Raw genomic sequence first — 12,156 nt, 5'->3', positions numbered from 1 at the left:
CGGGAGCGAAACGTGATCGGAGCCACGATAGGCCGAGGGCGCGGCGGGAGAGGCCTCAAGACACTGCCGATCCGCCTCTTCGGGCCACGCGAACGGCATGGATCCCGGTCACTCGGCTTGCGTGCCCTGCGGCCACCCCGGAGGGTCGGACGCATGAAGGCCATCAGCTACGCGCGGTACGGCGGGCCCGAGGTGCTCGCCCTCGGGGAGGTCCGCGACCCGAAGGTCGGCCCGGACTCGGTCCTGGTGAAGGTGCGGGCGGCGGCCGTCAACCCCGTCGACTGGAAGGCACGCGAGGGCCACCTCGACGGGCTGTTCGAGTCCGCCTTCCCGGTGGTCCCCGGGTGGGACGTCTCGGGCGTCGTGGTGCAGCCGGGCGTCGCGGTATCGGAGTTCGACGTCGGCGACGAGGTGATCGGGTACGTGCGCGAGGACTTCCTCTCCCGGGGGACGTTCGCCGAGTACGTGGCCGCGCCCCTGCGCACCCTCGCCCGCAAGCCGGGCAACCTCTCCTACGAGGAGGCGGCGGGTCTGCCGCTGGTGGGCCTCACCGCCTACCAGGTGCTGAGCAAGGTGCTGCAGGTCAAGCGGGGCGAGACCGTCCTGGTGCACGCCGCGGCCGGCGGGGTCGGCTCGATGGCGGTCCAGCTCGCCGCCCACCTCGGCGCCCGGGTCATCGGGACGGCGAGCGAGCACAACCACGACTTCGTGCGCGGGCTGGGCGGGGAACCGGTGACGTACGGCGAGGGCCTGGGCGAGCGGGTGCGGGGGCTGGCCCCCGAGGGCGTGGACGCGGTGTTCGACACCGTCGGCGGGGACACGCTGCGGGTCTCCGCGAACCTGGTGGCGCCCGAGGGCCGTCTGGTGTCGATCGCCGACGTCGACGTGGTGACCTACGGCGGCCGGTACTACTTCGTACGGCCCGACCCCGAGGACCTGCGACGGCTGTCCGAACTCGCCGAGGCGGGCGTGCTCCGCGTCCACGTCTCCGAGACGTTCCCGCTGCACCGCGCGGCGGACGCGCACCGCTTGAGCCAGGAGGGGCGGACCCGGGGCAAGATCGTCGTCGTGGTGGACTGGGACGCCGGGGCGGAGGGCGGTTCGCAGGGCGTCTAGGGCAGGCCGTGTCCAGGGCTCCTAAAAGACCAGAGCCGCCCCGCACAGGGCCGTCGCCACCGTGCACAGGACGGCCGCGGTGGCCTTCCGGGGCGCGAGCGGCACCGGGGTGTTCGTCGCGGTGAGCGCGCGGAGGCGACGGTGCGCCAGGTGCAGGAAGCACAGCCACAGCAGGCAGCACAGGGCGGACGCGACGATCCCGGCCGCCGACGCGCCGCCGTGCAGGGCCGTCTTCACGGCGAGTACGGCGCAGACGGTGCCCGTCAGCGTCGTACGCCGCCACGCGAGGCGGGTCCGCTCGGGCTGCAGACCGGGGTCCCGGTCCTGGGCCGCCCGGGCGCTCACCCCTCCCACCCGACCAGCACGACGACCACCATGGCGACGGCCACGACCGCGATGACCAGACTCAACAGCGCCGGGAACCGGGACACCGGCAGGTCCTCGCCCCGGCGCATGGCCCGTTCACAGCGCACCCAGTGGTTGACCGCCCGCACGGAGCACAGCACGCCCGCGGCGAGCAGCGCGAGCGCCAGTCCGACCCGCCAGCCCCAGCGCAGGTCCGGCAGGAACTGGTCCACGGCGAACCCGCCGCCGATCAGCGCGAGCGCGGTGCGCAGCCAGGCCAGGAACGTGCGTTCGTTCGCCAGCGAGAACCGGTAGTCGGGCGTCTCCCCGTCCCGCCGGACCTCCTGGGGCGCGAACCACAACCGGACGTTCCGTACGAACTCGCTCACGCGCAGGACCCTACCCGGGCCCGTCCCGGGGTGCGTCGCCGGTCTCCCCCCGGCACCCAGCAGATGCTCAGCCCGTCGACCGGTACGCCTTGAGCCGCCCGTACGCCGCCAGCCCGTCCGGCACCCACTCCCAGTCGCGCAGGCGGCGTTCGACCTCGTCCTCCGGCAGGAAGCCGTACCAGGCGACCTCCTCGGCCTGGGGGCGGACGGGAAGGTCGCAGCGGACCTGGTACACCGCCGACCACCAGGTCCGGCCGGCGCCGTCGTCGTACAGGAACTTGAAGAGGTACTCGGGGCGCGGCAGACCGCTCACGCCCAGCTCCTCCTCGGCCTCGCGCAGGGCGGCCTCGTCGTAGGGCTCGCCGGCGCCGACCACTCCGCCGACGAACATGTCGTACAGCGAGGGGAAGACCAGCTTGGTCGGAGTACGGCGGTGCACGAAGATCCGGCCCTCGGCGTCACGGGCCTCGATGAAGACGCAGCGGTGCCGCAGCCCCTTGGTGTAGGCCTCGCCGCGCGGCGATGTCGCGACGACCCGGTCGTTCTCGTCGACGATGTCGAGGATCTCGTCAGCAGAGCTCATGGGCCCATCCAACCAGCGCCCACGATCAGAGCACCGGCCCGGGGCCGTCGCTCAGGGCGGCGGCGTGTGCTCACTGCGGCGGGCCGTCGCTCAAGGCGGCCGGCGTATGTCCCACGGCGGTGACTTTGGCCAGGGGGCGTGCACTCGGGGTGGCGGGCGTATGTCCCACGGCCGTGGCCGTGGCTCAGGGCGGGGCGTGCGGTCGGGGCGGCGTGTGCTCACTGCGGGGGGCCGTCGCTCACGGCTCGGGCTTGCGCCACGACTCAGGCCGTCGCTCGGCTCGGGCGTGCCCTCACCGCTCGGGGTCGCGCTCACCGCTCGATCCGCGCCCACCGCTGCGGGGCCCGCGCTCACTGCACCTGGAGCGCCGGGGCGGGTTCCCGCGCCACCGTCCCCTGCGGCATCGCCGGATGCATGCCCAGCAGCACGATGCCCGCGATCACTGCCGCGAGACCGCCCGCCTCCCACATCAGCGCGCCCGCGTCCATGCGCAGCCGGTCGCCCAGGAAACCGACCCCGCAGATGATCCCGGCGATCGGCTGGGCCGCGGTCAGCGCGGGGAGGCAGGCGCGCAGCGAGGCCGTCTCGAAGGCGCTCTGGACCAGCACCAGTGCGGTCAGGCCCAGGGCCAGCACCGCGTACGGCTGCCAGCCGGTCAGCAGTTCCAGGAAGCCGCCCTCGGAGAAGCGCTGCCCGCTGACCCGGGTCAGCGCGTCCTGCACGCCGTACAGCAGCCCGGCGGCCAGTGCCAGGAGCACCGGGCCCGAGCTCAGCCGCGAACGCTTTGCGCACGCCGTGAGCAGCAGGGCGAGACCGACCATGCCGCCGATGATCAGCCAGTGGCGCAGTGGGTCCGGGAGCGTGTGGCCGCCGCGCGGCTGGCCCGCCACCAGGAAGACGGTCACCCCGCCGGCGAGGAGTCCGAGCCCCGCCCAGCCCTGCCGGCCGAGCGGCTGCCGGGTCTGCCGGCGCGACAGCGCGAGCGCGAACAGCAGGTTCGTCGCCAGCAGCGGCTCCACCAGGGAGACCTGCCCCTGGCCAAGCGCCACCGCGCCGAGCGCCATGCCGACCACCATGAACGCGATCCCGCCCAGCCAGCGCGGCACCCTCACAAGGTCCAGGAGCAGCCTGGGGGAGAGGAAGTCGTTCAGCGGGGCCCGCTGGGCGGCGTTCTGCTGGAGCACGAACCCGAAGCCCAGACAGCACGCGGCGCTCACCGCGAGCACCAGAACCAGAAGCGACACGCTGCGTTCCTCGATCGTCGGGGCCGGGTCGCGGAGAGGCGGGGAGCCGCGACCACACGTCCTGCCATGCTGCGGGTCGGGCGCCGGCCTGGCTATGACGTACGCCACAAAAGTGCGAAAAGGATGAAAAGGGTCAAATCAAATGTCCGGCTCTGCCTCGTCCGACCCTCGACGGCTGTCGAACCCCTCTGATCGGCTCTCGGGTACGCGGTCACTCCGGCCACAACGTGCCCATCGGTCGCGTCACTTGACGCGTGTAACGCTCCGCTCGCCCTTGACTCCACCTGTCGGCTGCCGGTTTGCTGTGCGTGATCAGTTCATGGCAACGCGCGCACACCCATGCCCACGACCCGCCTTGAACCGAACCACAAATGAACGCGTGAGGAAATTCGCGGTGTCCCCACCCCCGCCTCCCCTCGGCCGCGGCCGCAGACGTGCGGCCCAGGCCTTCGACGAGGCCCTCGACGACGCCGCCCTCGTCGACGCGCGCGCCGCCCTGGCGCAGGGCCGGTGGCAGACCGCCCGCTCGCTGCTGGTGCACACGGGGGACGACTGGGACCGCCGAGGGCACCGCATCACAGTGCTCGCCCGCGAGCCGTACTGCGCCGCCTGGGCCAAGGAGTGGCTGATCGCCGAGCCCGAGTCCGCCGACGCCGCTGTCCTGCTCGCCCTGGCGGAGGTCCGGCGGGCCTTGCGCGGCAAGCAGAAACCGCCGCGCGCCCGCGAGGCCTGCCACCGCGCCGCCCGGCTCGCCCCCGCCGACCCCACCCCCTGGCTGGGCCTGCTCATGCTGGAGCGAGCCCTGGGCGCCGACGAGGACGTGGTCCGGCTCTTCGAGGAGGTCCGCGCCCGGTACGCCGACCACCACCACGCGCACCACCTGATGGTCGCCCGGCTGGCCGAGCGCCGCGCCGACACCGGCCCGGACCCGCTGCACGAGGTGTACGACTTCGCCAACTGGGCCGCCGAACAGGCCCCGGCCGACTCCCCGCTCGCGATCCTGCCGGTCATCGCGCACGCCGAGCGCTACCGCGTGCTGGCCGCCGCCGGGCACGAGCCCGCCGACCCGGCCGTCTGCGGCCACTGGGCCGGCCGCCGCGCCCGGCAGGTGATGAAGGCCGCCTTCGACTGGTGGCTGGAGTGGGAGCACGAGGGACACCCGCGCCGTCTGGTCGACCTGAACTTCCTCGCCCACGCCAAGGTCTGCGAAGGCCGGGGCGCCGAGGCCGCCGCTCTCTTCCACCGCATCGGCGACCACTCCACGCCTGCGCCCTGGTCCTACCCGGACCGCGACCCGCACGCCGCCTTCCGCGCCGCCCGCGCCGCCGCGCTCGGCACCGTGTGAGGCCCGGCCCGAGACGCCCCGACTCCCCGAGACTCCGAAAAGCCGAGACGCCCCGCCCGAGACGCCCGACTCCCCGAAACCCCCGACAAGCTCCCTCGAAAGGACGACAGTGAGATGACGACGGACAGTGCGAGCACCAGCAGATCCACCGCCCCCGGTGGCGGGATCAGTACGTTCAAGGGCCAGGAGCGCGCCCTGCGCGCCGACCGGCTGGGCACGGTCGGCCTGCTGCTGTCCGTGCTCGCCGCTACCGCGCCCCTGATGGTGGTCGCGGGTGTCATGCCCACCACATTCGGGGTGATGGGCATCGTGGGACAGCCCCTGCTGTTCGTGATCCTCGCCGCCGTCCTCGCCCTCTTCAGCGTCGGATACGCCGAGATGAGCCGGCACGTCCACAACGCCGGCGCCTTCTACGCCTACATCTCCCGCGGCCTCGGCGGCACGGCCGGCGCCGGCGCGGCCCTGGTCGCGCTCGTCGCCTACAACGCCCTCCAGGTCGGCATCTACGGCATCTTCGGCTTCGAGGTGTCCGGACTGTTCGCCACCTACCTGGACATCGAACTCGCCTGGTGGATACCGGCCCTGCTGGCCGTGCTCGCCGTCGGCGCGCTCGGCTGGCTGAAGATCGACCTCAACGCGCGCGTGCTCGGCGTCCTGCTGCTCATCGAGGTCGCGCTCGTCGTCATCTTCGACGTCGCCGCCCTCGCCGACCCCGGCCCCGAGGGCCTGTCGCTGCACGCGTTCGACCCGGACACGCTCACCGGCGCGGGCGTCGGCACCGCCCTGTGCTTCTGCGTCGCGGCCTTCCTCGGCTTCGAGCAGGCCCCGGTCTACGCCGAGGAGACCAGCCGCCCGCACGTCCTGGTGCCCCGCGTGATGTTCCTGGCCATCGGCGGCATCGCGGTCTTCTACACGATCAGCTGCTGGGCCATCACCGTGGCCACCGGCCCTGCGGCCGTCGTCGGCACCGCCCAGAAGCAGAGCGCGGGCCTGCTGTTCTTCCTCACCGGGGACCTCCTCGGCGACACCTTCACGGACGTGCTGCACGTGCTGTTCGTGACCGGCATGTTCGCGGCGATGCTCAGCTTCCACAACGTCGTGGCCCGGTACGCCTTCGCCATGGGCCGCGAGGGCCTGCTGCCCGCCGCGTTCGGCCGCACCAGCAGCGCCAGCGGCGCCCCCGGCACCGGCTCCCTGCTCCAGACGGCCGTGTCCCTGCTGGTCGTGGTCGCGTTCGCCGTCACCGACGACAAGCCGGCCGGCGACCCGACCGCGCCCGTGCTGCACCTGTTCACCTGGATGGGCAGCCTGGGCGCGCTCGGCGTCACCGTGCTGATGGCCGCCGCCTCGCTCTCCGTGGTCGTCTTCTTCGTCCGCCGCGGGGCCGCAGGCGCCCAGCTGTGGCGGCTGGCCGCCTCCGGGCTCGCCGTCGTCGCGCTGGTCTTCATCGTCGTCTACACCGTCAAGGACTTCGACGTCCTGATCGGCGCGGGCCCGGACTCGTCGCTGAGTCGGCTGCTGCCCGGCGTCGTCGCGCTCGCCCTGGCCGTGGGCGTGCTCCAGGGCCTGGTCATGCGTGCCCGCAGGCCCGCGGCCCACGCCCGCATCGGCCTCGGCAACGAGGCGTTCCAGCTGGAGAAGGCGGCCCGGAGCGCCTCGCAGGAGGCCCCGCAGGACGTGCCTCGCCGGGAGGCACCGTAAGAAGTGGTTACGGAACGCTGACGGGCACCCGTGAACCCTGGCACGGCCGGGGCCGCGGGTGCTCGAATGTGGACGTGAACCCCGAACGACCTGCGGAACACCCTGCGCAACGGCCCAGGGGACACTCCGAGGAGCCCTCTGAGGAGCACCCCGGGGAGCGAGGCGAGCGAGGCACCCCCATCGGCCGCCGCGTGCTGCTCGGCACCCTCGGCCTGGGCGCCCTCGGCGTGGCCGCCGCGCCCACCCTGCAACGCGGTCTGGAGTCCCTCCTCGCCGGTGCCGCCGACAAGGACCCCACCGGCCTGACGGGCCTGCTCCCGAACGGCGGCGGCTTCCGCTACTACTCGGTCGCCTCCTCGGTCCCCCGCAAGAGCGCCCGCACCTACCGTCTCACCGTGGACGGCCTCGTCGACCGCCCCACCGCCTACACCCTGGCCGACCTCAGGGCCCTGCCACAGACCCGTCTGGTCCGTGACGTCCAGTGCGTCACCGGCTGGCGGGTCCCCGACACCCCCTTCGAGGGCGTACGGCTGTCCCGGCTGCTGGACGCGGCCGGGGTGCGCCCCATCGCGAAGGCGGTCCGCTTCACCTGCTTCGACGGCACCTACACCGAGAGCCTCACCCTCGACCAGGCCCGCCGCGCCGACGTGCTGGTCGCCCTGCGCATGCAGGACAAGGACCTCGCCCACGCCCACGGCGGCCCGGTCCGCCTCTACGTCGCCCCCATGTACTTCTACAAGTCCGCCAAGTGGCTCTCCGGCATCACCGTCACCGAGGACGTCCGGCCCGGCTACTGGGAGGAACGGGGCTACGACGTCGATGCCTGGGTGGGCCGCTCCAACGGACGCGACGACGAGCCCACGAGCTGACGATGACCCTACGACTCGACGCCCCGCCGTCCGCCGCCCGCGTCCGCCGCTTCAGCGGGACACAGCGGTGGGTGCACCGCACGACGGCCGCGCTGATGGGCGTGTGCGTCCTGACGGCGGCCTGTCTGTACGTGCCGCAGCTCGCCCAGCTCGTCGGCCGCCGCCCCCTGGTGGTCACCCTGCACGAGTGGGCCGGCCTCGCCCTGCCCGTGCCCGTACTCGCCGGACTCCTCTCCCGCGCCTTCCGCGCCGACCTCGGCCGCCTCAACCGCTTCGGCCGGCACGACCGGGTCTGGCTGCGCGCCGCCCTGCGCCGTGACCGGCGGCCCGCGTCCCGCCCGGCGGGCAAGTTCAACGCCGGACAGAAGATGTACGCGGCCTGGATCGCCGGCGCCACGCTGGTGATGCTCGGCACGGGCCTGATGATGTGGTTCACCCACCTCACCCCGCTCGTGTGGCGCACCAGCGCCACCTTCGTCCACGACTGGCTGGCGCTGACCATCGGTATCGTCCTCGCCGGGCACATCGGCATGGCCCTGGCCGACCCGGAGGCCCGCCGGGGCATGCGGACGGGCTCGGTGAGCGAGGAGTGGGCGCAGCGGCAGCATCCGCTGTGGCGCCCGTAGCCGGCGCGCGCTCCGAAGGGGCGCGGGGCAGCACTGGCCTTGTGGTTCCGCCGCGCGGGTGCGACCACGAACCACCCGCACCCGCGGCAGAGCCACCACCCCTACGGCGCCTGGGTGAGATCCAGCAGCACCTTGCACGACCGGCTCCGGTCGGCGGCCAGCGCGAACGCCGACTCCGCCTCCCGCACCGGCACCACGGCGCTGACCAGCCCGTCGAAGGACGGCTCCGCCGCGAGCAGCTCCAGCGCCTCGTCGAACTCCCCGTCGAAGCGGAACGCCCCGCGCAGCTCGATCTCGCGGCTCACCACCAGGTTCCCCGCGAACGGACTCCGCCCCGGCGGCAGCATGCCGAGCTGCACCACGACCCCGCCGCGCCGCACCCGCCGCAGACAGGAGTCGAGCCCCGCGGCCACTCCGGACGCCTCGATGGCCACGTCCACCTCGCCCGGCCACCCCGCGTCCTGCGCATCGTCGGCCCGTACGAGCGTGTCGGCCCCGGCGACGCGCGCGTACACCAGCGCCTCGGGCAGCAGGTCGGCGGCGGTCACGCGCCCCGCCCCGGCCGCCTTCGCCGCCGCGACCACCAGGCAGCCGATGGGCCCGGCGCCGGTGACCAGGACATGCCGCCCGGCCACCTCCCCGGCCCGGCGCACCGCGTGCAGCGCGACGGACAGCGGCTCGGCGAGCGCGGCCCGGCGCAGCCCGAGCCCGGCCGGAAGCGGCCTGACCTGCTCGGCGGGCACGGCGACCCGGGCGGCGAAACCGCCCTGGACGTGCGGGAAGCGGGCCGCGCTGCCGAGGTAGCGGGTGTCCCGGCACACGTTGCGCCGTCCGTCCGCGCACTCCGGGCACACCCCGCAGGGACTGGCCGGGTGCACGGCAACCTCCGTACCGGGGGCCGGACCTGACACGCCGTCACCGTACGAGACGACCGTCCCGACCACCTCGTGCCCGAGCACCATCGGCTCCCGCAGCCGGAAGTCGCCGACCCCGCCGTGCCGCCAGTAGTGCAGGTCGGACCCGCAGACGCCGCCGTAGCGGACGGCCACCAGGGCCTGTCCGGGCCCCGGGACGGGCACGGGAAGGTCGGCGACCCTGAGATCGCCCGCCCCGTGGATCACACAACCCAGCATCACGCTCTCCCGGGGAGTCACAGCACGCTCGTCATGCCGCCGTCGACGTACAGCACCTGCCCGCTGACGAAGTCCGCCGCGGGCGAGGCGAGGAACAGCACCCCGCCCACCAGGTCCTCCGTACGGCCCCAGCGGCCGGCCGGGGTGCGCCGCCGCACCCACGCGCTGAACTCCTCGTCCTCGACGAGGGTTCTGGTCAGCTCGGTCTCGATGTAGCCGGGGCCCAGCCCGTTGACCTGCACGCCGTACGGCCCCCAGTCCGCGCACATGCCCTTGGTGAGCATCTTCAGCGCGCCCTTGGTGGCGGCGTAGGGCGCGATACCGGGGCGGACCACCTCGCTCTGCAGCGAGCAGATGTTGACGATCTTCCCGTGGCCGCGTTCCGTCATCCGGCGGGCCGCCTCGCGGCCGACCAGGAACGCGCTGGTGAGGTTGGTGTCCAGGATCCGGTGCCAGTCGGCGTCGCCGAACTCCAGCAGCGGGGCGCGCAGTTGCATCCCCGCGTTGTTGACCAGGATGTCGAGCGGGCCCACCCGCTCCGCGACGTCCGCGATCCCGGCCCGTACGCAGTCGCCGTCGGTGACGTCGAACGCGGCCGTGTGCACCCGGTCGCCGGGCAGGCGGGCGGCCGCCTCGGCCAGCCGGTCAGGGTCCCGTCCGTTCAGGACGACCGTGCAGTCCGCCTCGGCCAGACCCCGGGCGAGGGCGAGTCCGATTCCCCGGCTGGAGCCGGTCACCAGGGCCGTACGGCCGCTGATGTCGAAGAGAGGGTGAGCCGTCATCGTCGTACCGCTCTTAGATCACCAGGGACAACAGCAGGACCACACCGCCGGCGACGACGGAGATGATGCACTCCATCACCGACCAGGTCTTCAGGTTCTGGCCGACGCTGAGCCCGAAGTACTCCTTGACCAGCCAGAACCCGGCGTCGTTGACATGGCTCAGGAACAGCGAGCCCGCGCCGATGGCCAGCACCAGCAGGGCGGCGTGGGTCGTCGACATGTCGGCCGCGAGCGGGGCGACCAGACCGGCCGCCGAGACCGTCGCCACCGTCGCCGAACCGGTCGCCAGCCGGATCGCCACCGCGATCAGCCAGGCCAGCAGCAGAGCCGGGATCGACCAGTCCTCGGATATCTCCAGGACCATCCGGCCCACACCGGAGTCGATCAGCGTCTGCTTGAAGCCGCCGCCCGCGCCGACGATCAGCAGGATGCCCGCGATGGGACCGAGGCTCTTCTCGACGAGCGGCGAGATCCGCTCCTTGGCGTACCCGGCGGGCCGCAGCAGCGTGAAGATGCCGACGAGCACGGAGGCGAGCAGGGCGATCATCGGGGCGCCGATGACGTCGAAGACGCGCTGGAGGAGGTTCTCGGGGTCGTCGATGACGATGTCGACCAGGGCCTTGGCGAGCATCAGGATGACCGGCAGCAGGACCGTGAACAGCGTGGCGCCGAAACCGGGCCGCCTGTCCAGTTCCTCGGACGCCCGCTGCGGGATCATCCGCTCCGGGGCGGGGACGTCCACCCACTTGGCCGCGTACCGCGAGAAGAGCGGGCCGGCGATGATCACCGTCGGGACGGCGACCAGCACACCCAACGCCAGGGTCACGCCCAGGTCGGCCTTGACGGCGTCGATCGCGACCAGCGGGCCGGGGTGCGGCGGGACCAGGCCGTGCATCACGGACAGACCCGCGAGCGCCGGGATGCCGATGCGCATCAGGGAGTAGTTGCCGCGCTTGGCGACCATCAGGACGACGGGGATCAGCAGCACGATGCCGACCTCGAAGAACAGCGGCAGACCGATCACGGAGGCGATCAGCACCATCGCCCACGGCATGGACCGGCCGCCCGCCTTGTCCAGGATGGTGTCCACGATCTGGTCCGCGCCGCCGGAGTCGGCGAGCATCTTGCCGAGGACCGCACCGAGGGCGATGAGCACGCCCACACCGGCGACGGTGGAGCCGAGCCCGGTGCTGAAGCTGGTCAGGACCTTGTCCAGCGGTGCCCCGGCGAACGCGCCGAGGGCCAGTGACCCGATGGTCAGCGCCAGGAAGGCGTGCAGCTTGAACTTGGTGATGAGCAGGACGATGACGGCGATGCCCGCCAGGACGGCGATGCCCAGCTGAGCGTGGCCGGCCGAGGTGATCGGCTCGGGTGCGTCCGCTGCCAGCATCTCGACGCTGAGTCTGGTCACGGTGGGTTCCCTTGCGTTACGGGGACATGGGGAGGGAGCCCGCGGGCGGTGGGGACGCCCGCGGGGCGGTGCGGGAAACCGGCCGACGGCCCTACTGGGTCCGCTCGGGGAGAGCCTCCAGGGCGTGCATCGCCCGCTCGGCGATCTCCTCCGGGCCGCCCGCGACGTCCACCGCGACTCCCACCTCGTCCGCCTGGAGCGGCTGGAGCGTGGCGAACTGGGAGTCGAGCAGCGCCGTGGGCATGAAATGCCCCTGCCGGTGCGACATCCGGTCCTCGATCAGCGCGCGGTCACCGGTGAGGTGCACGAAGACCACGCCGGGCGCGGCCGCCCGCAGCCGGTCGCGGTACGACCGCTTCAGCGCCGAGCAGCTGACCACCCCGCCGAGCCCCGCCCGCCCCTGCGCCCAGTCACCGATGGCGTCCAGCCAGGGCCACCGGTCCTCGTCCGTCAGGGGCGTGCCGGCCGACATCTTGGCGATGTTGGCCGGCGGGTGGAAGTCGTCGCCCTCGGCGTACGGGACGCCGAGCCGGGCCGCGAGCAGGGGACCGATGGTGGTCTTGCCGGTGCCCGCGACGCCCATCACCACGACGACATGGGGGGAGTTCATCG

The 12,156-nt window shown here is 73.1% G+C and carries 13 protein-coding genes; 5 read left to right on the top strand and 8 right to left on the bottom strand.

Annotation, left to right across the window (positions count from 1 at the left end; all coding sequences use genetic code 11):
* Positions 1–153 precede the first annotated feature (153 nt).
* A complete protein-coding gene (locus ACFPZJ_RS28725; protein WP_381027422.1) occupies positions 154–1,116 on the top strand; it encodes an NADP-dependent oxidoreductase in 963 nt (320 codons plus the stop codon).
* A gap of 21 nt (positions 1,117–1,137) precedes the next feature.
* Here ACFPZJ_RS28725 and ACFPZJ_RS28720 read toward each other — a convergent pair whose 3' ends face one another.
* The 4 genes from ACFPZJ_RS28720 to ACFPZJ_RS28705 form a co-directional block, all read right to left on the bottom strand.
* Positions 1,138–1,461, bottom strand: a complete 324-nt coding sequence (locus tag ACFPZJ_RS28720) for a DUF202 domain-containing protein (RefSeq protein ID WP_381027420.1) — start codon at positions 1,459–1,461, stop codon at positions 1,138–1,140.
* Positions 1,458–1,850 carry a YidH family protein gene (locus tag ACFPZJ_RS28715; protein ID WP_381027417.1) on the bottom strand — a complete coding sequence of 131 codons (393 nt, stop codon included), beginning with the start codon at positions 1,848–1,850 and terminating at the stop codon, positions 1,458–1,460. Before ACFPZJ_RS28715 ends, ACFPZJ_RS28720 begins: the two co-directional genes overlap by 4 nt.
* 67 nt (positions 1,851–1,917) lie before the next feature.
* A complete protein-coding gene (locus ACFPZJ_RS28710; RefSeq protein WP_381027414.1) occupies positions 1,918–2,433 on the bottom strand; it encodes an NUDIX domain-containing protein in 516 nt (171 codons plus the stop codon).
* Between the two features lie 350 nt (positions 2,434–2,783).
* Positions 2,784–3,677, bottom strand: a complete 894-nt coding sequence (locus tag ACFPZJ_RS28705) for a DMT family transporter (protein ID WP_381027411.1) — start codon at positions 3,675–3,677, stop codon at positions 2,784–2,786.
* A 394-nt stretch (positions 3,678–4,071) separates the two neighbouring features.
* Between ACFPZJ_RS28705 and ACFPZJ_RS28700 the strand changes: the two genes are divergently transcribed.
* The 4 genes from ACFPZJ_RS28700 (at position 4,072) to ACFPZJ_RS28685 (ending at position 8,218) form a co-directional block, all read left to right on the top strand.
* The gene (locus ACFPZJ_RS28700; protein ID WP_381027408.1) at positions 4,072–5,022 is read left to right on the top strand and encodes a tetratricopeptide repeat protein; all 951 of its coding nucleotides are present in this window, start codon (positions 4,072–4,074) and stop codon (positions 5,020–5,022) included.
* A 114-nt stretch (positions 5,023–5,136) separates the two neighbouring features.
* Positions 5,137–6,723 carry an APC family permease gene (locus ACFPZJ_RS28695; protein ID WP_381027406.1) on the top strand — a complete coding sequence of 529 codons (1,587 nt, stop codon included), beginning with the start codon at positions 5,137–5,139 and terminating at the stop codon, positions 6,721–6,723.
* 74 nt (positions 6,724–6,797) lie between these two features.
* The gene (locus ACFPZJ_RS28690; protein WP_381027403.1) at positions 6,798–7,592 is read left to right on the top strand and encodes a molybdopterin-dependent oxidoreductase; all 795 of its coding nucleotides are present in this window, start codon (positions 6,798–6,800) and stop codon (positions 7,590–7,592) included.
* 2 nt (positions 7,593–7,594) lie between these two features.
* The gene (locus tag ACFPZJ_RS28685; RefSeq protein WP_381027400.1) at positions 7,595–8,218 is read left to right on the top strand and encodes a cytochrome b/b6 domain-containing protein; all 624 of its coding nucleotides are present in this window, start codon (positions 7,595–7,597) and stop codon (positions 8,216–8,218) included.
* Positions 8,219–8,319: 101 nt separating this feature from the next.
* On the opposite strand, the gene ACFPZJ_RS28680 is transcribed toward ACFPZJ_RS28685, so the two are convergent.
* The 4 genes from ACFPZJ_RS28680 to ACFPZJ_RS28665 form a co-directional block, all read right to left on the bottom strand.
* On the bottom strand, positions 8,320–9,351 hold the full coding sequence (locus tag ACFPZJ_RS28680; RefSeq protein WP_381027397.1) for an L-idonate 5-dehydrogenase: 1,032 nt from the start codon (positions 9,349–9,351) through the stop codon (positions 8,320–8,322).
* A gap of 17 nt (positions 9,352–9,368) precedes the next feature.
* Positions 9,369–10,133 (bottom strand): SDR family oxidoreductase, encoded by a 765-nt coding sequence (locus ACFPZJ_RS28675; protein WP_381027394.1) that lies wholly within the window; start codon positions 10,131–10,133, stop codon positions 9,369–9,371.
* A gap of 13 nt (positions 10,134–10,146) precedes the next feature.
* Positions 10,147–11,544 (bottom strand): GntP family permease, encoded by a 1,398-nt coding sequence (locus ACFPZJ_RS28670; RefSeq protein ID WP_381027392.1) that lies wholly within the window; start codon positions 11,542–11,544, stop codon positions 10,147–10,149.
* Positions 11,545–11,635: 91 nt separating this feature from the next.
* A complete protein-coding gene (locus ACFPZJ_RS28665) occupies positions 11,636–12,154 on the bottom strand; it encodes a gluconokinase (protein WP_381027390.1) in 519 nt (172 codons plus the stop codon).
* Positions 12,155–12,156 lie beyond the last annotated feature (2 nt).

Origin of the sequence: Streptomyces bullii (genome assembly GCF_042657145.1) — a bacterium.
Lineage (GTDB): Bacteria > Actinomycetota > Actinomycetes > Streptomycetales > Streptomycetaceae > Streptomyces > Streptomyces bullii.
The sequence above is the reverse complement of the archived record's forward strand: the minus strand, read 5'-3'. Positions and strand labels throughout refer to the sequence as shown.